Source organism: Devosia sp. SL43 (genome assembly GCF_021729885.1).
Lineage (GTDB): Bacteria > Pseudomonadota > Alphaproteobacteria > Rhizobiales > Devosiaceae > Devosia.
Genome location: NZ_CP063401.1, coordinates 1,433,348 through 1,454,801, shown reverse-complemented (window position 1 = coordinate 1,454,801; position 21,454 = coordinate 1,433,348). Strand labels below are relative to the sequence as shown.

Genomic DNA, 21,454 nt, shown 5'->3' with positions numbered 1-21,454 from the left:
CCTGATCTTGCTCTCAGCGACATCCACAATCTCCCGGTCACGCGCAGGCGCGGAACGGCAAATTCTCGGACATCCGGGGCAAGTTCTCAGTTCATTTCGGCGCGGACCTCATCTTGGAAACGAGGCGAAACATAAAAAATCATCGGGCCGGCGTCAACCGCCGGCCCGAATTGCGATCAGATCAGGGTTCGAGCTGCCCTGTTTTCGGCTGCTGTTCGGCACTGATATCGGGCTCGTTGCGCGTCTTGTACAACGAGAAGATGATGCCGCCGGCCAGGATAGACAGCGTGACCAACAGGCTCAGCAGCGTGTCGATATGGATATGCAGCGGCACGAGGAAGATCTTGATGCCAACCAGCACCAGGATGATGGCCAGCGAGACCTGCAGGTAGCGGAAGCGGTTCATTGCCGCTGCCAGCGCGAAGTAGAGCGAGCGCAGGCCAAGAATGGCGAAGATGTTGGACGTATAGACGATAAACGTGTCCTGCGTCACCGCGAAGACCGCAGGCACCGAGTCCACGGCGAACACCAGATCGACCACTTCCACCATGATCAGCGCCACGGCCAGCGGCGTCAGCCAGGTGACGATCTTGCCGGTCTTGGGGTCGGGTTGCTTGACCGTAAAGGCGCGGCCATGCAGCTCCTTGGTGACGCGGAAGCGGCGTGAGATGAACTGGAAGACCTTGTTGTCCTCCAGATGCGGCTCCTCGTCCTTGTGGCTGAACATGCGGATGCCGGTGAAGACCAGGAAGGCGCCGAAACCGAACAGGATCCAGTTGAACTCGTTGACCAGGGCAGCGCCCAGGCCAATCAGCACCGCGCGGAACAGGATGACGCCCAGAATGCCCCAGAACAGCACCCGGTGCTGGTAGATGCGGGGGATCGCCAAGAACCCGAAGATGGTGGCGATGACGAACATGTTGTCCATCGCCAGGCTCTGTTCGAGCAGGTAGCCGGTATAGAATTCGAGCCCGGCCTCAGCGCCGCGCTGCCACCAAACCCAGGCGCCGAATGCCATCGCAATGGCGACGTAGAAGCCATAGAGCAACAGGCTCTCCTTGGCTTCGATCTCGTGTTCATCCTTGTGCAGGATGCCGAGGTCGAAGACGAGCAGAGCGATAACGATCGCGATGAACGCGACCCAGAAATAGACGGGAGTACCGAGAAAATCGCCCATAAGGGCGCCAAGAAGCGATTCCATCGCCGGACCTTTCTCCATGAAGTTTGGAGTAGCTCCGACATCACGAGGACATACGTCATCCTCGCCAGAGGGGCCCGGCGCTACGAAACTAAAATGCCTGATCGCGCGAAAAGTTCAAGCGGGGAGCGGCGGAATGTCGCTTTTTGGGGCCGGTCGAGCGGCAAACCACCGGCGCAACCCCATACTCGATCGTCACCCTCGGGCTTGACCCGAGGGCACTGCACTTACTGAACGTTCCGCCAGTGAAGAGCCCTCGGGTCAAGCCCGAGGGTGACGCGCGGTGGTGGAAAGGGTTCGGGAAGAGCGATGGCGCAACCACTACCCTCGCGGGGTGCACAACATCACAATAGCGTCCGAAGTCTCAAGCTGGATCGCCACGCCATAATTCGGATCGGCAACAATCCGCCCGGCCTGGATGTTCTTGGCTGTCTTCAGCCCGCCATCGTTGAAGCCAACGCCATCCTGGTAGCCGGTGATCGTGCCGGTGCCCGAGCTGCCATCATTGGCGGTGGTCGAGGCGAAGCCATAGACCGAGCCATAAATGGTCAGGATGCCCGACTTGTTGGTGGTCGCATCGCGGCAGCCCCAGTTGCCCTCGAAACTCTGGGCGAATGCCGGGGTGGCGGACAGGACAGCAAGGGCGGCTATGAGGGCGATTCGGCGCATGGCAGCACAGTGCCGCTGCGCCCGAACCCTTTCAAGAGCCGCGTTTGAGCAAAGGCCCGATCAACGGAACTTTGATGAGGGCCAGCATCAGTTTCAGCCTGATTGGCATGCGGTAGTCGCGCAGTTTGGAAAAACCGACCAGATCGGCAAGATAGACCAGCTCGCCGCGCTGGTTGACCGCCGTCAGCTTGTTGAACAGCAGCCCCCAGCCGGGAATGGAATTGGATGCCCGCTTGCCAGTCACCACCAGCTCATAGGTCACCGTATCGCCGGGCCGGACGGGCACCTTGAAATCCATCGAATTGACGCCCGGGGAGGGGCCGGACACGCCGGGCTCCTTGCCCAGCCCGCGCAGGCGCTCTTCCTCGGCAAACAGCGCATCCACCATCTTGCGGTGCCCCACGCTCACAGTGTGCCAGCCGCTGGCCACCAGCCCGCCAAAATGGCTGTGCTTGGCCGCCTCGGCATCGAGGTGGAAATACTGCGGATCGTAAAGCGTGGCGAAGCGGATGATTTCCTCGGCGCCAAACGTGTGGCTACCGAGCGGAAACACTTCGTCGATGACGATATCCTCGAACCAGCGTGTCATGCTGCGTCCCTTGTCTCGATCAGGTTGGCCAACCGCATGCTCAGCACGGGCGCGTTCTTCTGGTTCCGGACATCGAAATCAAGGGTCATGATGCCCCATTGCGGGTGGCTGCCCGAGCGGCGCAGCTCGGCAATGGTCACTGTGCCGCCAATGGTGTCGCCCACCATCACCGGGTTCTTCCATTTGAGATCGGAAAAGCCCAAGCCGCCCGCCGAAGCGATCTTCGACAGAAAGCTATCCACCAGCATGCGCAGGCTCAGTGCCCCAGTCTGCCAGCCGCTCGAGGCAAGGCCACCGAGCAGGCTGGCCTTGGCCGCCGCTTCATCGAGATGGAAGGGAAAGGGGTCGAACTCGCGGGCAAAGGTGGTGATCATCTCTTTGCTGACGGTGGTGTGGCCCAGGTCGATAACCTCGCCAACCGCCAGATCCTCGAAATGGCGCCGATCTCCAGTGACAGGATTGGTCATTTGCTTGCCCTATACGTCAACGGAGGCGTTTTGCGCTTTTTGAGGTGGGTTGGCAAGCGCGGTTGAGATGTTTCATCCATCGACCGGGTCATTCTGGCGAAGGCCGGAATCCATGTCCGGCAACGGCCACAAACACTGTTCTCGGGGTGATATGCGGATATGGATCCCGGCCTTCGCCGGGATGACACGGTGCCGTGGGTCAAGTCCCCGCCGCCAACCTTCCCGCTGCACGATATTCCAGCGGCGCCACGCCCCGCTTGCGCCGAAACGCCTTGCCCAGATAGTTGGCATCGGCAAAGCCCACCGCCGCCGCGATGGCCACCACGCTCATATCAGTTGCCAGCAGCAGCCGCTCGATCCGCTCGATCCGCCGTTCCAGCACGAAGTCCGATGGTGCCATGCCCGTCGCGGCGGTGAACTGGCGCACGAAGTGGCCACGGCTCATCTCGGCGATACCGGCCAGCCGCTCCACCTGCAGCGACCGTCCCAAGTTGGCCTCCACATGCGCCACCACCCGCGCGATCGCGGCCGGCAAGCTGCGCTCGGGCGTCGTGTCGGCACTGAACACGCCGTCATGCAAGGCCGCCATCGTGGCATAAGCTGCGCTGGACGCTTCGCCCGGCGTTATCTCCGGCTTATCGATCAACGTCAGACATGCCGCCGCCAACCGATCGATCACCGTCGCCGGCAACGTCACGACCGGGCCGGACGCATCAATGATCTCCCGCGCCAGCCGCAAGGCCTCACGCCCATTGAGCACCATCCAGAAATATTCCCAGTGCCCGCCACGCTCCAGCCAGTAGCGGTGCGCATGCGGCATGGAGAGGACCATCGTCTGCCCCGGCGTGAGCCGATGCTGCACCCCGGCAAAGTCGAGCCGTCCTTCTCCGACCACCGTATGCTGGATGACGAGAAACGGCGAAGAACCGCGTTGCAGGCCGTCCCAGGAATAGACTTCGTTCCGGCGCTGCTCATAGCCGGCACTGATGGCCATGCAATGGAGCGGCACGGTGCTTTTGGGCAGCGTCAGCCGGCGGACTTCGTGGCCATGATCGAGAAGCTGAGAAAGCACAAAATTACCCGCAATCGCACAAGCTTTCTCTACCACTCCTGCGGTCGTGGCGGCTAGCAATATGTCCACCAATTTGCAGTGAATGCTGCTTCGGGAGGACATTCATGTCATTCAAAGTCACCGTCATCGGCGCCGGCTCGATCGGCTTCACCAAGACCCTGATATCGGACCTGCTCAAGGTGCCGGAATTCGTCGGCTGCGAGTTCGCGCTGACCGATATCAACCCGCATAACCTCGATATGGTGAAGCAGGTCATCGAGACGATCGTCTCGGTCAACAATCTGCCCGCCAAGGTGACCGCGACCACCGATCGCCGCGCCGCCATCACGGGCGCGCGCTACATCATGAGCTGCGTTCGCGTCGGCGGGCTTGAAGCCTTCGCAACCGACATTTCCATTCCGCTCAAGTATGGCGTCGACCAGTGCGTGGGCGACACCATCTGCGCCGGCGGCATTCTCTATGGCCAGCGCAACATCCCGGTCATCCTCGATTTCTGCAAGGATATCAGGGAAGTCGCCGAGCCCGGCGCGCTGTTCCTCAACTACGCCAACCCCATGGCGATGAACACCTGGGCGGCCGAGATGTATGGCGGCGTCAACGTCGTCGGCCTCTGCCACGGCGTGCAGCACGGCGCGCACCAGATCGCCGAAGTGCTCGGCGTCACCGATGCGGAGCTGGAATATGTGTGCTCGGGCATCAACCACCAGACCTGGTATATCGACATCCGCGCCAAGGGCCGGAAGGTCGAGGCAGCCGAGCTGATCGCCGGCTTCGAGGCGCATCCGGTCTATTCCAAGACCGAGAAGGTCCGCATCGACGTGCTCAAGCGCTTCGGGGTCTATTCCACCGAGTCCAATGGCCACCTCAGCGAATACCTGCCCTGGTATCGCAAGCGTCCGAACGAGATCAATCGCTGGATCGACATGAGCCACTGGATCCATGGCGAAACCGGCGGCTATCTCCGCTACTCGACCGAGCGCCGCAACTGGTTCGAGACGGACTTCCCCGTGTTCAAGGAAGAGGCCAACAAGCCGCTCAGCGAACACAAGCGCACCAGCGAGCATGCCAGCTACATCATCGAGGCGATGGAGACCGGCCGTCCCTATCGCGGCCATTTCAACCGCCGCAACAATGGCATCATCACCAATCTGCCCGATGACGCGATCATCGAGAGCCCCGGCTATGTCGATCGCTTCGGCATCAACATGATCGAAGGCATTACCCTGCCGACCGCCTGCGCCGCCACCTGCTCGGTATCGGTCTCGGTGCAGCGCCTGTCGGTCGAGGCCGCCATGACCGGCAATCTCGATACGCTCAAGCTGGCCGTGCTGCATGACCCGCTGGTTGGCGCCATCTGCACGCCCGACGAAGTCTGGGCCATGGTCGACGAAATGGTCGTCGCCCAGGCGCAGTGGCTGCCGCAATATGCCGATGCCATTCCCGCCGCCAAGGAGCGCATGGCCAAGTCGACGGTCAAGACCACCGATTGGCAGGGTGCCGCCCGCAAGCAGGTGCGCTCGGTCGAAGAGCTGCGCGAAGTGGTGGGAGGCCACCACTAAGCTGCTGCAAAATCAAGGCGATCTGGGGCAGGCGGTGGTGCGCCTGCCCCTTTTCTTTGCTACGACCATGTCATGAATGACCTCCTGCCCTTCATGCTCGCGGTATTGGCTTTGCTGGCGACACCCGGCCCCACCAATACGCTTATGGCAGCGGCTGGCGCGCAACGCGGGCTGACCCGCTCCCTCCCGCTCCTGGCCGGGGAACTCGGCGGCTATTTCATCGGCATCACCATCTGGATCGAGCTGGTGGGTGTCGCCGGGCAGAGCCAGCCGCTGGTGCCTGTCATCACCAAGTTCGTGGCTGCAGCATTCCTGCTCTGGTCGGCCTGGAAGCTGTGGCGCAATGCCGGCCATGCCGACATCAACCAGCGTGGCATCACGCTTGGACGGGTATTCGCCACCACGCTGATCAATCCCAAGGGCCTGGTCTTCGCCTTCGCCATCTTCCCGCAGGTCGGCTTCGTCGAGCGGCTGCCCTATCTCGGCGTCTTCGCCAGCCTCGTCATCGCCACGGCCGTCGGCTGGATGACGCTCGGTATGCTTGCGGCCAAATCCTCCGCCGGCCTGCTGACCTCGTCGCGGGTGGAGCGGATCACCGCGGTGGCGCTGGCGGTGTTTGCCGCGCTGCTGGTGGTGCAGACACTGCAGGGCATACTGCCCCTCTAAACCCAAACGGCCCCGACGCTTGCGCATCGGGGCCGTCCTTGGAAGCAGGGGAGGACTTCTGCGCCGCGAATTACGCCACGCGCTGCTTCCGGGAGCCACGAGCCCATTCCGGCAGCATGCTGCCATGGGCCTCGAGCAGGTCATCGACGACGTTCCAGATCTGCTCCAGATCCAGCTCGGCGGCGGTGTGGGGGTCCATCATCGCGGCATGATAGATGTGTTCGCGATTTTCGGTCATCAGGGCTGCTACGGTCAGTTCCTGCACGTTGATATTGGTGCGGATCAGCGCCGTCAGCTGCGGCGGCAGGTCGCCGATGAAGGTCGGCTGCAGGCCGTTGTCGTCGACCAGGCACGGCACTTCGACCGCGGCGTTGTTCGGCAGGTTGGTGATGACGCCGTTATTGCGCAGGTTCCCGTAGATCACCGAGGGCTCGCCGGTCCACACCGAATTGACGATGGACGAGGCATATTCCTTGGACTGGGCCACCTCGATGCGGTCGGCCGTGCGGTAGTCCTCGGAGGTCTTCTTCCACTTGGCGATCTGCTCGACGCAGCGCTTGGGATATTCATCAAGCGGAATGCCGAACTTCTCGATGATGTCTTCGCGGCCTTCCTTGATGAAGTAGGGCGTGTATTCGGCGAAGTGCTCCGAGCTCTCGGTCACGAAGTAACCGAGGCGGGTCATCATCTCGTAACGCACCTTGTTGGGGCAGCGCGGATTCCAGGTCGGCTTGGGCGCACGGCCTTCGGCATAGGCGCGGTGCAGGTCCGGATAGAGATCGCGGTAGCTGCCGTCGGGCTGGCGATGCTCGAACTTGAGGTAGAACGCCATGTGGTTGATGCCGGCCGAGCGATAGCGGATTTCCTCGTAGGGAATGCCCAGGTCGTTGGCCAGCTCATGCGCCGTGCCCTGCACCGAGTGGCACAGGCCGACCTGCTTGATGGTGGGGTATTTTTCGGAAATGGCCCAGGTGTTGATGGCCATCGGGTTCACGTATTGCAGCATGACGGCGTCGGGCGCCACCTGCAGCATGTCCTCGCAGATGCTCCACAGATGCGGCACCGTGCGCAGGCCGCGCATGATGCCGCCAACGCCGAGCGTATCGGCGATGGTCTGGCGCAGATTGTACTTCTTGGGCACCTCGAAATCGATCACGGTCGAGGGCTCGAAGCCGCCGATCTGGAAGCAGACGACGACGAAGTTGGTGCCATCAAGCGCCTGGCGCTGGTTGGAATAGGTCTCGACCTGCGCTGGAACGCCAAGCGTGGCGATCAGCTTCTTGGCGATGATCTCGCTCTCTTCGAGCCGCGTCGGATTGATATCCATCAGCCGGATGGTGGCGCCCGCCAATGCGGGGCGCTGCAGGATGTCGCCGACGATGTTCTTCATGAACACCGCCGAGCCGGCGCCGATAAAGGTAATCTTTGGATTTGCCATAATGAATGCTCCTAGGCGGCTATCTCGAACGCGGCGCGGACAAGGCGGCGCGTATAATCGGTTTGAGGGTTGGTAAGGACTTCGGCCACGGGGCCCTGTTCGACGATCTTGCCATGCTGCATCACCATCACGCGGTGGCAGAGGGCGCGAACGACTTTCAGGTCGTGGCTGATGAAGAGGTAGGAAAGGCCCTTCTCGTTCTGCAGCTTGCGCAGCAGGTCGATGATCTGGGCCTGCACACTCAGGTCGAGCGCCGAGGTTGGCTCGTCGAGCAGAATGAATTCGGGCTCCAGCGCGATAGCGCGGGCAATCGCAAGGCGCTGGCGTTGTCCGCCCGAAAACTCGTGCGGGAAACGGTTGAGAATGGTGTCGGGCATGCCAGAATCGCGCAAGGCCTGCCGCACGCGGTCGCCGCGCTCGGCGCGGTTGGCGCCGATATCATTGACGATCAGGCCTTCCTCGATGATCTGGCGGATCGACATGCGCGGATTGAGGCTGGAGAACGGGTCCTGGAACACGATCTGCATGCGGCTCCGCAGCGGACGCATGGCCTTGCGATCCTTGGTGTCGATGCGTTCGCCGTCGAAGTAGATCTCGCCGCCCTGATTGCCGATCAGGCGGATCAGCGCCTGGCCGAAGGTGGTCTTACCCGAGCCGGATTCGCCCACGATACCAAGCGTTTCATGTCGCATCAGCTTGATGTCGAGGTTGTCGACGGCCTTGAGTTCGAAGAAGTCGGGCTTGAAGAAGCCGCCGCGCTTCAGCGTGAAGCTGACCTTGACCTCCTTGCCCTCAAGCACAGTCTCATGTGCGCCATCATCCAACGGCAGCGCCGTGCCCTTGGGCTCGGAGGCCAGCAGATGCTTGGTATAGGCGTGCTGGGGATTGGCAAACAGCGCCTCGGTGGCATTGTGCTCCTGCACACGCCCGTTCTGCATCACATAGACATATTCGCTGAACTGGCGAACGACCGTCAGGTCATGGGTGATCAGGATCACCGCCATGCCGTATTTGTCCTTGAGGTCCTTGATCAGGTTGAGGATCTGGGCCTGCACGGTCACGTCGAGCGCGGTCGTCGGCTCATCGGCGATCAGCACGTCGGGGCGGTTGGCCAGAGCCATGGCGATCATGACGCGCTGGCGCTGGCCGCCGGACAATTGGTGCGGATAGTTGTTGAGGCGTGCCTTGGGCTCGGGGATCTGCACCTCTTCGAGCAGCGCCTCGGCCTTCGTCATGGCCTCGGAACGGCTCATCTTGTTGTGCAGATGCAGGATTTCACAGATCTGCTGGCCGATCGTGTAGACCGGGTTCAGCGAGCTCATGGGCTCCTGGAAGATCATGGCGATGTCATTGCCGCGCAGCTTGCGCATGTCGCGGTCGCTCATCGCCACGATGTTCTTGCCGGACAGTGTGATCTGCGTGTCGGGCAGGATGGTCGCGCGTTTGGTCAGCAGCTTCATCAGCGTGCGCGCCGTCACGGATTTGCCCGAGCCGGATTCGCCCACCAGGGCGATGGTTTCGCCCTTGTGCAGTTGGAAGGAGACGTCACGCACCGCGTTGACGGTGCCGCCTTCGACCTTGAAGTCGATCCCGATATTGCGCGCATCCAGGATCAGTTCGCGACCATGGCTGCCTAGGTCATGACGGATATCGGAGACAGGCGTGAAGCTTGGTTCGGTCATTAGCCTGCTCCTCAATAGGGGTCGATGGCGTCGCGCAGGCCGTCGCCGAGTGCGTTGAACGCAAACACGGTGACGAGCACGAAGATCACGGGCGACAGGATCCAGGGATAGGAGCCGATCACCGAGAAGGTGCCGGTATCCTGCAGCATCAAGCCCCAGGAGATCAGCGGTGGTTTCACGGCGAAGCCGAGGAAGCCGAGGAAGCTCTCGAGCAGCACGACGCTTGGAATGGCCAGCGTGATCGACACGATGATGTGGCTCAGCACGTTGGGCAGGATATGCCGGGTGATGATACGGCTATCGGTGGCACCAACGGCGATAGCGGCGCGGACATAGTCGATGCGCGCCAGGGACAAGGTCTTGGATCGCACTTCACGGCTCAGTTGCGCCCAACCCAACACCGCCATGACGAAGATCACGAAGGTCAGGAACACATTGGACGGCGCCGTCACCGGAATGAGCGAGGTCAGCGCCAGGTAGAGCGGCAGTTGCGGGAAGGCGAGCACGAAGTCGACGAAGCGCTGCACCCAGCTGTCGAGCCGACCGCCGATATAGCCCGAGGTGATGCCCACAAGCGTACCCACGATGGTGGTCAGGCTGACCACGGCAAGGGCGATCATCAGGCTGATACGCGAGCCAACGATACCGCGTGAGAGAATGTCGCGGCCGAACTTGTCGGTGCCCAGCAACTGGATCGGTCGCCCGTCAGTCGAGCCGAAGAAGTGGATGTTCGACGGAATGAGCCAAAGGAACTTGTAGCTGTAGCCCGGCACGAACAAGCCTGTCGGGGTCGGGTTGTCCTTGACCAGGCCGGTGAGCGGCTGGAAGGTGATCGGGTCGAATTCGCCTGTGTCGCCGATGGGATAGACATAGGGCAAGAGGCTGAAATTGCCCTCAGCATCCTCGAACGCGATCACATCAGGCGGCGCGAAAGGGAGGTTGGCCTCCTTGGGATCCATCGGCGCGAAGAAGTCGGCAAAGATCGACACGATCAGCATGCCCGCAACCAGGATCAGCCCGATCATGCCCATGGGCGAGCGCTTGAAGCGGCGCCACACCAGCGTGGCATAGCCCTCATTGCCCGATCCGAAACGGGTGAGCACCACCTTGGGGTTGTCTGCCTCTTGTGCGGGTGTCGGCATGGGACCACCCGCGACATCGGTCGGCAGAGGAATGGACGAATGTGGCTTGATGTCGGTCATTCGCTGCCTCCTCCAAGCCGAACCCGTGGGTCGAGCGCGACCAGGAGAACGTCGGAGATGATATTGCCGATGATCAGCGTGGCGGCGAGCACCAGCATGAAGGTGGCGGTGACATAGACGTCGCCGACGCCCATCGAGCCCACAATGGCCGGGCCGACGGTGGCAAGGCCGAACACGATGGCCACTTCGATTTCGCCGGTCAGCATGTAGGGCAGGGCGACGCCCTGATAGGCAATCAGCGGATGCAGCGCGTTGGGCACGGCATGCTTCATGATCACGGCGCTTTCAGGCAGGCCCTTGGCGCGGGCCGTCTCGACATACTGGCTGTTGAGCACGTCGAGCAGGTTGGCCCGCATGACGCGCATATTGTAGGCGAGGCCGCCAAACGTCGCGATGAAGATGACCGGCCAGATATGGGTCATCAGGTTGACGAACTTGTCCCAGCTCCAGGGCGCACCGCCATAGCGGGCGGAGAAGAACATGCCGACCTCGCTGACATTCATGCGGAACACCAGGAAGTACAGGATGATGATTGCCAGGAGGAAGCGCGGGATCGTCATGCCGAGAAAGGACAGGATGCCCAGGCTGGTATCGACCCAGGAATATTGACGGGTGGCCGCCAGGATGCCGAGGCCAATGCCCAGGCCCGAGGCCAGCAGGTGGCAGGTCAGCGCCAGCAGAATGGTCGCCGGGAGGCGCTCGGCCACGACGATACCAACATCCTTGTTGTAGAAGAACGAGTGCCCGAAATCGAAACGGGTGACGATGCCAGTGATCCAACGGAAATACTGAACGATCATCGGGTCGTTAAGGCCGTTGGCCTGCCGATAGATTTCTGCCTGAGCTTCGGCGACGTCCGGGGCCGCGCCACCCTGGTTGATCAGCATGGATCGGATGGTGTCGCCGTAGTCGCCTGGAGGCGCCTGGATGATGGCGAAGGTCACGATGCTGAGCAGGAACAGCAGGGGGATGGCGCCAAGGACGCGCATCGTCAAAAATCGAAGCATGGCCGCAAGCCTTTCAGTGAGTGGGCAGGGGAATTGCTCCCCCTGCCAGGGTTCATGCCGGTTTCAGATCACATTGGGCCGGCCGAACCCGGAGCGCCTGGAAGCGTCTCGGGGTGCAGCTCGAAGTCGCCCTGCTGATCGGCGGGAACGAAGACACGCTCGCGGATGATGTTGTCTTCGGCCCAGTTGAACATGAAGATCGGGGCGCCTGCCGGGATATTGGCGAAACGCTTGTTGATGATCAGCGCACCCGGATACTGGGTCAGACCGACCGAGTAGACGTTTTCTGTGAAAACATGTTGGTAGGTCTTCATCAGTTCGACACGTTCGGCATTGTCAGACGTGGCGATGAAGGCGTTGACGGTGTCGACAAGTTCCTGCTCGAAGGGGAGCAGATCGAGGGTCCCGTCGGTGCCTGCACGATGGAAGTAGTGCGTGCGGGGGCCGGTCGGGGCGAGGCCTGCAGTGCCTTGGACCACCGAGACCATCTCAGAGCCCTGGCGTTCCACATGCCAGTCGAACTGACCGGCCTGGGCCATATCGTCACGCGCCGTACCGGTCTGGAAGTTGGCGATGACCCGGATGCCCAGGGGCTCCATCTGGGCAATCACGCCTTCGGCCAGGTTGGTATCGGTGCCGTAGTCGGTATTGGCGAGCAGCGTGATTTCCAGATCGCCGCCGCCATCAGGCAGGTTGCGAACGCCGTTGCCATCGGTATCGGCGAGGCCGAGACCATCGAGCAGGCCGTTGGCAGCCTCGACATTGTACGGGTAGTACACGGTCGACGCCTTGTCGTAGTAGGAGGTGCCGGCATAGAGGCCGCCGGGATAGATTGCCGTGAACGGGCCACGGACCAGCGAGTCACCCAGGCGCTGGCGGTCGATCGCCATGGAGATTGCCTTGCGGAAATCCAGTTCGCGGTTGAGTTCGCGGATAGCCTGGGCACGTTCATCGGGTTCGCCCCAGCCATTGGCCGAGAAGTTCATGCGCAGGGCATAGCCGATGGTGCGAGCACCAAACTGCAGGCGGGCCGGAGCGGAGTCTTCGGCAGAACGCTTGAGCGACTCTACAAAGCTTTCGGCCTGTTCGAGGTTGGAGAAGTCGCCCGAACCGGCAACAGCCTGAACGTCGCGGTCAGCCCAGGTCGAGAGGCGATAATGCATCTCGTTGAGGTAAGGCAGCTGATTGCCGTTCTCGTCGGTCTTCCAGTAGTAGGGGTTGCGACGCATCACGACGATGTCGTCGGCGCGATACTCAACCGGCACCCAGGCGCCCATCACCGGAATGTTCATATATTCCGGCGGGAAGGCGTTCTTGTACTCTTCGTACGTATTGTCCGCGTTGTACTTGGGATGCTGCGGCTTGAGGATATGGCTCGGGCCGGGGCAGAACGTGCCATACGCCATGGCGTAGAGGTACTGCGTCGGATTGGCCTCGGTGAAGGTCCACTTGATCGTATAGGCGTCGATCGCTTCGAGCGTCGTGCCGACGCCGAAGGTCTCGGGCGTGCCGCCGTTGAGCGGGGAGACATTGGTGTCGAGGATGTTGTCTTCCCAGTAGAACATGACGTCTTCGGAGTCGAAGGCATCGCCGTCGGACCATTTCGCGCCTTCGATGAGGTGCATGGTCAGCGTCTTGCCGTCTTCAGACCATTCCCAGCTCTTGGCTAGGTTCGGCATGGGCTCGAGTTCATCGGCCTTGACCATGAACAGCGGGCCGGTGCGCGTCAGGCATTCGGAGAGGCCGATATCGATGCCGCCCCAACCCTGGCTCTGGCCGCCAATATAGTTCCAGCCTTCCGGCCGGCCGCCGATCACGTGACGCATGACGTCGCCGTAGACGCCGACGCCGTCAGGCATGTTGGCAGTCTTGTAAACCAGCGGTTCCTTGGGCAGGCGCTCGGCGACGGGCGGCAGGGTGCCGGCCTCGACATACTTGCTCGTGACCCAGTCGGGCTCGTGGTATTCCGGCAGCGCCTTGTATTCCATGATGTCGGAAATGCTGACGAAAATGGGTTCGCTCTGCGCGGCGAATTCCGGCGGATCGGGCAGTTCGCCCGTCAATTCCTGGGCCGGAATCGCCAACAGCGAAACGCCCAGCATCAGTCCTGCCCCGCCAAGGGCAATCGTGTGTCTTCTCATAAAACCTCCCATAGCAACGGCTGGCATTGATGCCGCGATCGGACACTCCCTGCCGATCTCTTTCCGTGCTGAACGGCTAAAACGTACGCCTTGCAATGAATGAAGCAATCCGGAATGATAGAGACTTATTCCGGTTTTCTAAGAAGTGCGCCGATAAGTATGACTGTTGAGACAGTGTCCCTGACGCGTTCCGTGCGCGAGCGCGCACCCCGACCCACGCCGCGGCCGGACCGCAGCTTCTATTCGTCCGGGAAGGCTTTCGGCCGTTTCGGCATCCGCTCCTTCGCGCCCCAGATCATGCCACAACCACATAGCCATGGGCATATCGAATTCAACTGGCTGACCCAGGGGACGATGGATTACGCCTTCGATGGCGGGCCGGTGGCCGTCGGTTCGAACCGGTTGATCGCCTTCTGGGCCGGTATCCCGCACCAGACAGTAGGACTGACGGACATCGCCGATGGCCGCCAGCTCAACATCTACCTGCCGATGGATGCCTTCCTCGAAATGCCGCAGCTTGGCCGCCTCACCGAAACGCTGATGGGCGGCGGCGTCATCCAGCTCAACCCCGATTGCATCGGCCTCGAAACACTGGATCGCTGGCACCAGGACTATCGCAGCGGCAACGCCCTGCGCACCGACATCGTCCGCGCTGAGATCGGCACCATGTTCCGGCGCGCCGCCATCACCGGCTGGGACGAGCTGCTGCCCGCCTGGGTCGAGGACGTCGGCTCGCGCACCCGAACCGGCTCGCCGGTCCGCTATGTGGTCCGCATGGTGCGCCACATCGTCGAAAACATCACCGAGCCGCTGAGCGCCGAGAGCATCGCCGATGTGGTTGGCCTGCATCCCAACTATGCCACCAACCTCTTCACCAAGGTGATGCATATCTCGGTGGTCAAGTTCGTCACCCGCATGCGCCTGATCCGCGCCCGCTCGCTGCTGTTCGACGGCAGCCTCTCCATTGCCAACGTGGCATTCCAGTCCGGCTTTGTGAGCCAGACCCAATTCTACGAGCACTTCCGCAAGGCCTATGGCATGACTCCGAGCCAGATGCGCAAGGACACCATTGAGGGCTAGTGGCCGTCCCTGCGAAACGCCAATGGCGACAGTCCCGTCCAGCGACTGAAGCGTTGCGAGAAGTAGAACTGGCTCTCGAAGCCGGCCGCCGCCGCAACCTGCTTGATGGGAAAGCTGGTGCGGCGCAACAGGTCCGCCGCCACCTGCATGCGCCGCGCCTCAAGGTAGCCCTGCACAGTCTGCCCCGTCTGCTGCTTGAACAGATGCGCCAGCCGAGACGGCGATAGTCCGACACCGTCGGCCACATCGTCGATCAGCAGTTTTTCCGCCAGATGGCGGTCAAGGAAGTCCATGGCTTGGTGAATTCGCGGATCGCCCGATTTGGCCCGCCCCTCGACATTGTGCTCGTCGAGCCTGAGCAGCAGCGCCTCCAATGCGTTCATGGCCAGCGCATCGGATCGGAGCCGCTGGCTGCCAAGCAGGCCATGCACTGCAAGAAACTGCGCCCCGAACGCCTCGTCCTCGACATGCAGCCGCATCAGACCAGCCGCTTGCTCCGGCCAGTTCAGCCAGGCCAGCCAGTCGGCCCGCGGCTGGAAATGTGCCCAAACGAGGTCCCAGCGCTGAAGGGATGTTTCGACGCCATAGTCGTGCGGCGTGCCCGGCCGCAGCAACACCCAGTCGCCGGGCTCCGCAATCAGCTCGCCCCCGGCATGGCCGAAGCGACCGCGACCAGCGACGGTGTGAATCAGCAGCCAGTCGCCAACGCCTTGCCGTCGCACGGCGCGATAGCCTGATGTCTCATGGAAGTGTCCAGTGAGCAGGCTCAGGACGGCTCTATGGGGGGTTTCGGCTGCGACGGTCATAGCAGGATATTACATGTCATTGGCAGGCCGTTCCATGGTGCAGCGGGGCGTACCTTCGTACCCTCCAGGCAACAGGAGGAGACACAATGGCGGAGACGGGACTGAATTTGGAGCAGCGGGAACAGTTCGCCCGCGATGGCTTTGTTGCGATCCGAGGCCTGATCGCACCCGATGAAATCGCACATATCCGCGAGACATTCATGCAGGCGGCCGCCAATGGTCCGGTACCGGGCCTGTCCGACGTGCCCAAGGCGCGAGATGGCACGCCGCCCAGCAGCAATGATCCGCTGGCCCAATTCCCGCGCATGATGCATCCGCACAAGCATGCCGACAAAGCCGTGGGGCAAGTGGCCACGCGCTTCATGTTCGACGCGCGTATCCGCCCGATCCTTGCCAGCCTGTTCGAAGAAGAGCCGTTTGCCGTCCAATCCATGTTCTATTTCAAGCCGCCTGGGGCGCGGGGACAGGATCTGCACCAGGACAATTTCTACCTGCGGGTGAAGCCAGGCACCTGCATGGCTGCCTGGATTGCCGTCGACGATGCCGATGCCGGCAATGGCGGCATGATGTGCGTGCCCCAGACCGCGACGCTCGACATTGCCTGCCCGGAGCAGGCCGATCCGGCCCTGTTCTTCACTACCGAGCATGTCGAGCCGCCTGATGGACTCGAACCGCAGATGATGGAGCTCAAGGCCGGCGACGTGCTGTTCTTCAATGGCAGCGTCATCCACGGCTCGACGCCCAATACCAGCGCCGACCGCTTCCGCCGCTCGCTGATCTTCCACTACGTGCCGGCGAGCACCAGGGAGATCAGCCACTGGTACGACGCCATGAGCTTTGACGGACAAGAACAGGCCATTGCGGTCAACATGGAGGGCGGGCCCTGTGGCACGGTGCAGGCTTTGCCGGCGGGGCCGCATTAGAGTTCCGTCTACAGCCAGCGGCATGGTCGGCGCACTACTAAACGGCTGGCGCGTAGTGTGTGAAATGGGGTGGGAAGGCGACTGTCCGCTCTTGGCCTAGAGTTCGATAAAGCCGCCGTACTCGGTCTGCGCTCTCACCCTGCACATCGCTTGGCGCTCTCCCACTCAAGCGCCGTGGGCGTCTTTGCTTCGAACTGATCCTGCGTACGGGTATAGCTATGCCCGCCGAGGCGGCCGATGGCGTCCATGGCGTGCTGGTCGATATGCAGGTTGCTCGGGTCGATGGCGTCGGAGCGGACGTAGAGGCCGACGACTTCGCCAAGGATGATCTCGCGGGCTTTGCCGACTTCAAGAGTCATGTAGCGGCGGCATTCCAGCGCTGCTGGCGCGGCGAGAATCCGCGGGCTGCGGACCATTTGTCCGGGGACGGTTTCAAGGCCGGCTTCGGCCAGTTCATCCACGTCTGGCCCAAACTTGATGGCGCAAATTTCCATCTGCGCGGCCAAGGCCTGGTCCACGATGTGGACGGTGAACTCGCCCGTCTCGCGGATGTTGCGCGCCGTGTCCTTGAAGCTGGCATCCGAATAGTTCTCGACGCCGATGGCCACGATGGCCGGGTCGTGCGTGAGCACATTGAAGAAGCTGAACGGGCCGGCATTGGCCTTGCCATCGAGACCGAGCGTCGTGATGAGCGCGATCGGCCGCGGTATCACGGTACCGATCAGCAGCTTGTATCTTTGCCGCGCATCGAGCGCGGCAAAGTCGAAATGGGTGTGCGTGGCGGCCAGTTGATCCATCAGGCGGCGATCCGATGCGCTTCGAGCGGCGTATGACGGCTGAGGTTTTCGAAGCCATCCTTGGTCACGAGATAGCAGTCGCCGATGTTGCAGCCGGCGGACTGGGACTCCAGCCATTGGGTATGCAGCACGAAGATCATGCCCTCTTCCAGCCGGTCGAAATTATGCGACGAGACGTTGAAGCTGTTCTGTGCGCCGGCCATGCCGACCGAGTGTCCAAGGTTCGGGTTATGCGGGCCGTGCGTCGCCGGATAGACGTGCATCAGCTTGCGCCCCTGCGCTTCCCAATCTGCGTCCGGAACATACTGGCGCGGCAGCAGGCGCGGACCGCCGTCGTCGGCGGTGCTCCAGTTGTAGGGCATGGTGCGGGCGTCGGGGGCATCAAGCATGCCGTGTTCGATATAGGACGAGAAGGCGGCGTTGTTCACTTCGCTGATCAGCGTACCGGGCCTGATCAGCTTTTCGGCGCGCTTGACGCCCTCGGTACAGGCCGCGAGCACCTTTTCCTGCCGGGCAGTGATCTCGCCGACAGCAATCATACGTGCCGTCTGGGCCGTATAGCCGCGATAGGTGACGTTGGAGATGTAGAGATTGATCAGGTCGCCGGGGCGGACGACATGGCCATAGGGCTTGCCGCAATGGGTACCGTATTCGTTGATGCCGATCTGGTAGCCGTCGCCGGTCTCGCCGCCACGGGCAAGCTGCGCCAAGCTGAAGGCGGCATAGATTTCGGCGTCGGTGACGCCAGGACGTGTAACGTGATAGGCGGCCTGGGTGCCGATGCTGATGAGCTGGGCGGCGGCGCGGAACATTTCCACCTCGCGTGGGCTACGCAGTTTCTGCATACGGTCGATGATGGCATTGTCGCCGACGAACTTGGCTGATGGCATGCCCTGTTCGAGGTAGCGCCAGAATTCGAGCGAGGTGCGGTCGCCGAGGCGACCGATCTGGCCCTTTGAGAGGCCCAGCTTAGCCAGCAGATTGGCGCAGTGCTGGGCAGTCAATGCTATCGACGAGCCGGGACGGTCGGCATATTCGCGGCCGATGGCGCCGATCTGCCAGATATCCTCGACCAGCATGGGCTCGCCGCCGGGTGGCAGGATGACCGCTTGGGTGAAGAAGGACAGCAGGGTGATCGGCTTGTCGCTGTCGGTCGGGATGATCAGCACGCCTTCGCGCATCCAGTCGCAGACATAGCGCAGGTAGGCGTTGGAGGTATGGAACCAGCCGACCATGTCGGTATGGATCACCAGCGCGTCGTGACCGGCGAGTACGGCCTCGCGGCGGATGCGGCGCAGGCGCTCCTCATACTCTTCGAGCGGCAGCGGCAGCGGCGCCTTGAAGTCGAAATCGGGCTGGAAATCGGACAACAGCTCTTCGATCCGGCGGGTGCCGGCGGGTGCATGCATGTTCATTTCGATGGTCCTTGTTGCTTGGGCGCCGGAGCGCAATGGCTATGAGGTCTGGGATTTTCCGAGGGCACGGCGGCCGATCAGCAGGCCGATCAGCACCACGACGATGAGGATGCCGGACATGGCAGCGACGCGGACGTCGAGCCCTTCCTCGATCAGCGCGAACATGCGCAGTGGCAGCACGGTGGTCGAGGGATCGGCGAGGAACAGCGAGATCGAGACATTGTCGAGAGACTGGATGAAGACCAGGAACGCCCCTGCAAGGATGCCCGGCAACAGCAGCGGCAGGGTCACCCGGCGGAGCGTCGTGAGCCAGCTCGCGCCCATCAGGGTCGATGCTTCCTCGAGCGATGGGTCGAGACCCTGTGCGACCACGGCGACAGCGCGGTACATCAGCGGTCCGAAGACCACGATGTGCCCGGCAACCGTGAGCCACAGCGACGGGCGGATGCCGATCAGGTTGGCGACGATCAGCGCGGCCAGGCCGTAGACCAGGCTCGGCAACACCAGCGGCGACAGCAGCAGTGGTTCGACCGAATTGGCGGTCCGGCGCCCGACACGGCTGGCACCGATGGCGGCCGGCACGGCGAACAGCAGGGCCCCGAGTACTGCCAGAGCCGCGATCTTGAGCGAGTTGAATGCGGCGATGTGCTCCGTCGATGAGCGCACCGGATCGAGCAACGCCTCATACCAGCGCAGCGAGAAGCCTTCCGGCGGGAACTTCAGCGTCTGGCCACCGGTGAAGGAGGTGGCGAGGGCCAGTGCGATCGGTGCAACCAGGAAGGCCAGACACAGCGTGCCGAAGCCGAAGACGAACAGCTTGTAGAGCAGTGCGGGCAGCGGATTGGACGAAACTCTAGCCATGACCGACGAGCCTCCGGTGACGGGACAGCATGCTGAGGGCCAGCAACAGGATGCCGGTGGTGAAGAGCAGGACGACGGCGATAGCCGAGGCTAGCGGCCAGTCGAACAGGGTGCCGACTTCGCGATAGATCAGTTGCGGGACGTAGACATTGCGGGCGCCGCCGATGACGGCTTGGGTGACGAAGGAGGCGCTGGTGCTGGCATAGACCAGGATCCAGCCCGCCAGCAGTGCCGGGACCATCAGTGGCAGCAGCACCGTCACCATCACGCGCCACGGACCAGCCCCCGAGACCTCTGCCGCCTCGGTGAGGTTGCGCGGCAACCGCGAAAGGATGGCCACCAGCGGCAGGATGATCAGCGGCAGGTCTATCTGCGTCATTGCCAGTATCAGACCAAACTCGGTGAACATCAGGCTGATCGGCGCGCCGGTTAGCCCAAGTGCCATAAGCGTTTCGCTAATCGGGCCTTGGCGCCCGAGAATGACGATCCAGGCGAAGGTACGCACGACATTGCTGGTGAGCATCGGGATCAGCGTCAGGAAGATGATGACCTGTCGCGTGCGCTGTCCGCTATGCCAGAACAGCAGCGCGATGGGGATGCCGAGCAACGTCGTGCTCAGTACCGTCTCGAAGCCGAGACGGGCGGTGTTGAGCAGCACGCGGAAATTGAAGGGGTCGCCGAGGAACCTGGCGTAGTTCTCCAGTGATGGCCCGGTTTCACCCGCAAAACTGTAGGCAAAGAGCAGAGCGAGCGGCAGTGCGAAGAAGGCCACCGACAATGCCAGCATAGGCACGAGGAATGGAAAGCCGCTCGCCCGCATGGTCTTAGCCCATGACCAGGGCGTCGAAGGCGCGGATCCAGTCGGGGCGGTTCTTGTTGATCAAGGCCCAATCCGGATAGACCAGCGAAGGGATGGTGTCGCGCGTCACAAAGGCTTCAATGCCAGGCGTGAGGGCAACGTCCATATTGGTCGGGAACATCTCGGTGGGCGGAAGGGTCAACTGTTCCTGAGCTGCCTGGGAGATGGCGGCGTCCATATAGGCATAGGCGGCATCGAGATTGTTCGAGCCCTTGGTCAGGTGGATATTGACAGGGGCCGCCGGCGAACCGGTCTCAGGATGCACGAACTCGGCATTGAGACCAAGACTCTTGAGCTTGGCGACATTGCCGGTGCTGCACATGAACACCGCGATCTCACCCTGCTGGTAGAGCGACATCTGGCTGTTGGTGCTGTCGACCACGCCGGCCAGGTTTTCCGGATGATCGGCAAACAACTTGAACACGGCGTCCATGTCCTCGGGGCCGCTGCCGTAGATCTTGGCGAGCTGGGTATAGGCCATCACGGCGGTGTTGGAGCCAAATCCGGTCCAGGACACCTTGCCGGCATAGGCGGGGTTCTCGAACAGGTCGGCATAGCCCTTGGGTGCCGGCACCAGATCGGGATTGTAGGCGATGCCATTGACTTCGACGGTGACGGTCGGGCCGTATTCGCCCTGGAACGCCGGATCGAGCTTGCTCCAGTTGGAGAGGCGGCTGGTGTCGATCTTCTGGATCAGGTCGTTTTCGAGCGCGATGGCCATCTGGCCGGGCGACATCAGCAGGGTGTCATAGGCGGGGGCTCCGGGGCTGGCCATCACCTTGGCCAACTGGTCCTGCGCCAAAGCCGGAGCAATGGTCAGGTCATAGCCGGCTTCCGACACCAACGGAGTCAGGACGCGGCGATAGGCGTCTTCCCAGTTGCCCGGGAAAGTCGCGGCGACCAGGCTGCCATTGGCGGCGCGGGCGGGGATTGGCAGCAGGCCGGCAGCAGCAGCGCTGGCGGCGAGAAGTCCGAACTGGCGGCGAGTGAGTTTGAATTCAGTCATGTTGCACCATGGGGTTT

20 protein-coding genes are annotated in these 21,454 nt (G+C 62.2%); 4 read left to right on the top strand and 16 right to left on the bottom strand.

The genetic code is table 11. From position 1 onward, the window contains the following. Positions 1-181: 181 nt before the first annotated feature. The 5 genes from IM737_RS07190 to IM737_RS07170 all read right to left on the bottom strand — a co-directional run bounded on the left by IM737_RS07190 (position 182) and on the right by IM737_RS07170 (position 3,995). On the bottom strand, positions 182-1,201 hold the full coding sequence (locus IM737_RS07190) for a TerC family protein (RefSeq protein ID WP_236899236.1): 1,020 nt from the start codon (positions 1,199-1,201) through the stop codon (positions 182-184). 318 nt (positions 1,202-1,519) lie between these two features. After that, positions 1,520-1,867 carry a hypothetical protein gene (locus IM737_RS07185; RefSeq protein ID WP_236899235.1) on the bottom strand — a complete coding sequence of 116 codons (348 nt, stop codon included), beginning with the start codon at positions 1,865-1,867 and terminating at the stop codon, positions 1,520-1,522. Positions 1,868-1,898: 31 nt separating this feature from the next. Further along, positions 1,899-2,456, bottom strand: a complete 558-nt coding sequence (locus IM737_RS07180) for a MaoC family dehydratase (protein WP_236899234.1) — start codon at positions 2,454-2,456, stop codon at positions 1,899-1,901. Beyond that, positions 2,453-2,923: a MaoC family dehydratase gene (locus tag IM737_RS07175; RefSeq protein ID WP_236899233.1), complete on the bottom strand. Its 471-nt coding sequence runs from the start codon at positions 2,921-2,923 to the stop codon at positions 2,453-2,455. Before IM737_RS07175 ends, IM737_RS07180 begins: the two co-directional genes overlap by 4 nt. Before the next feature lie 199 nt (positions 2,924-3,122). Then, positions 3,123-3,995 carry an AraC family transcriptional regulator gene (locus IM737_RS07170; RefSeq protein ID WP_236899232.1) on the bottom strand — a complete coding sequence of 291 codons (873 nt, stop codon included), beginning with the start codon at positions 3,993-3,995 and terminating at the stop codon, positions 3,123-3,125. A 104-nt stretch (positions 3,996-4,099) separates the two neighbouring features. Between IM737_RS07170 and IM737_RS07165 the strand changes: the two genes are divergently transcribed. Both IM737_RS07165 and IM737_RS07160 read left to right on the top strand, forming a co-directional pair. Next, the gene (locus tag IM737_RS07165) at positions 4,100-5,554 is read left to right on the top strand and encodes an alpha-glucosidase/alpha-galactosidase (protein WP_236899231.1); all 1,455 of its coding nucleotides are present in this window, start codon (positions 4,100-4,102) and stop codon (positions 5,552-5,554) included. Between the two features lie 72 nt (positions 5,555-5,626). Beyond that, a complete protein-coding gene (locus tag IM737_RS07160) occupies positions 5,627-6,220 on the top strand; it encodes a LysE family translocator (protein ID WP_236899230.1) in 594 nt (197 codons plus the stop codon). A 70-nt stretch (positions 6,221-6,290) separates the two neighbouring features. On the opposite strand, the gene IM737_RS07155 is transcribed toward IM737_RS07160, so the two are convergent. The 5 genes from IM737_RS07155 to IM737_RS07135 all read right to left on the bottom strand — a co-directional run bounded on the left by IM737_RS07155 (position 6,291) and on the right by IM737_RS07135 (position 13,690). Next, the gene (locus tag IM737_RS07155) at positions 6,291-7,661 is read right to left on the bottom strand and encodes an alpha-glucosidase/alpha-galactosidase (RefSeq protein ID WP_236899880.1); all 1,371 of its coding nucleotides are present in this window, start codon (positions 7,659-7,661) and stop codon (positions 6,291-6,293) included. An 8-nt stretch (positions 7,662-7,669) separates the two neighbouring features. After that, on the bottom strand, positions 7,670-9,340 hold the full coding sequence (locus IM737_RS07150; RefSeq protein ID WP_236899229.1) for an ABC transporter ATP-binding protein: 1,671 nt from the start codon (positions 9,338-9,340) through the stop codon (positions 7,670-7,672). An 11-nt stretch (positions 9,341-9,351) separates the two neighbouring features. Further along, complete coding sequence (locus tag IM737_RS07145; protein ID WP_236899879.1) at positions 9,352-10,482, bottom strand: ABC transporter permease; 1,131 nt, start codon at positions 10,480-10,482, stop codon at positions 9,352-9,354. A gap of 56 nt (positions 10,483-10,538) precedes the next feature. After that, on the bottom strand, positions 10,539-11,549 hold the full coding sequence (locus IM737_RS07140) for an ABC transporter permease (protein ID WP_236899228.1): 1,011 nt from the start codon (positions 11,547-11,549) through the stop codon (positions 10,539-10,541). 68 nt (positions 11,550-11,617) lie between these two features. Beyond that, positions 11,618-13,690 (bottom strand): ABC transporter substrate-binding protein, encoded by a 2,073-nt coding sequence (locus IM737_RS07135; protein WP_236899227.1) that lies wholly within the window; start codon positions 13,688-13,690, stop codon positions 11,618-11,620. Positions 13,691-13,849: 159 nt separating this feature from the next. On the opposite strand from IM737_RS07135, the gene IM737_RS07130 reads away from it, so the two are divergent. Next, positions 13,850-14,770, top strand: coding sequence for a helix-turn-helix domain-containing protein (locus IM737_RS07130; RefSeq protein ID WP_236899226.1), 921 nt, complete (start codon positions 13,850-13,852; stop codon positions 14,768-14,770). On the opposite strand, the gene IM737_RS07125 is transcribed toward IM737_RS07130, so the two are convergent. After that, a complete protein-coding gene (locus IM737_RS07125; RefSeq protein WP_236899225.1) occupies positions 14,767-15,576 on the bottom strand; it encodes a helix-turn-helix domain-containing protein in 810 nt (269 codons plus the stop codon). The genes IM737_RS07130 and IM737_RS07125 overlap by 4 nt on opposite strands. 86 nt (positions 15,577-15,662) lie before the next feature. Here IM737_RS07125 and IM737_RS07120 point away from each other — a divergent pair, with 86 nt between their 5' ends. Continuing rightward, complete coding sequence (locus IM737_RS07120) at positions 15,663-16,499, top strand: phytanoyl-CoA dioxygenase family protein (protein ID WP_236899224.1); 837 nt, start codon at positions 15,663-15,665, stop codon at positions 16,497-16,499. A 134-nt stretch (positions 16,500-16,633) separates the two neighbouring features. Here IM737_RS07120 and IM737_RS07115 read toward each other — a convergent pair whose 3' ends face one another. Genes IM737_RS07115 through IM737_RS07095 form a run of 5 tightly spaced genes read right to left on the bottom strand, consistent with a single transcriptional unit; the run spans position 16,634 to position 21,437 of the window. Then, a complete protein-coding gene (locus tag IM737_RS07115) occupies positions 16,634-17,296 on the bottom strand; it encodes a flavin reductase family protein (protein WP_236899223.1) in 663 nt (220 codons plus the stop codon). After that, positions 17,296-18,711 carry a M24 family metallopeptidase gene (locus IM737_RS07110; protein ID WP_236899222.1) on the bottom strand — a complete coding sequence of 472 codons (1,416 nt, stop codon included), beginning with the start codon at positions 18,709-18,711 and terminating at the stop codon, positions 17,296-17,298. Before IM737_RS07110 ends, IM737_RS07115 begins: the two co-directional genes overlap by 1 nt. Before the next feature lie 39 nt (positions 18,712-18,750). Beyond that, positions 18,751-19,572 (bottom strand): ABC transporter permease, encoded by an 822-nt coding sequence (locus tag IM737_RS07105; RefSeq protein WP_236899221.1) that lies wholly within the window; start codon positions 19,570-19,572, stop codon positions 18,751-18,753. Further along, the gene (locus IM737_RS07100) at positions 19,565-20,392 is read right to left on the bottom strand and encodes an ABC transporter permease (protein WP_236899220.1); all 828 of its coding nucleotides are present in this window, start codon (positions 20,390-20,392) and stop codon (positions 19,565-19,567) included. The genes IM737_RS07105 and IM737_RS07100 overlap by 8 nt, the downstream gene beginning before the upstream one ends. 4 nt (positions 20,393-20,396) lie before the next feature. Beyond that, positions 20,397-21,437: an extracellular solute-binding protein gene (locus IM737_RS07095; RefSeq protein ID WP_236899219.1), complete on the bottom strand. Its 1,041-nt coding sequence runs from the start codon at positions 21,435-21,437 to the stop codon at positions 20,397-20,399. Positions 21,438-21,454 lie beyond the last annotated feature (17 nt).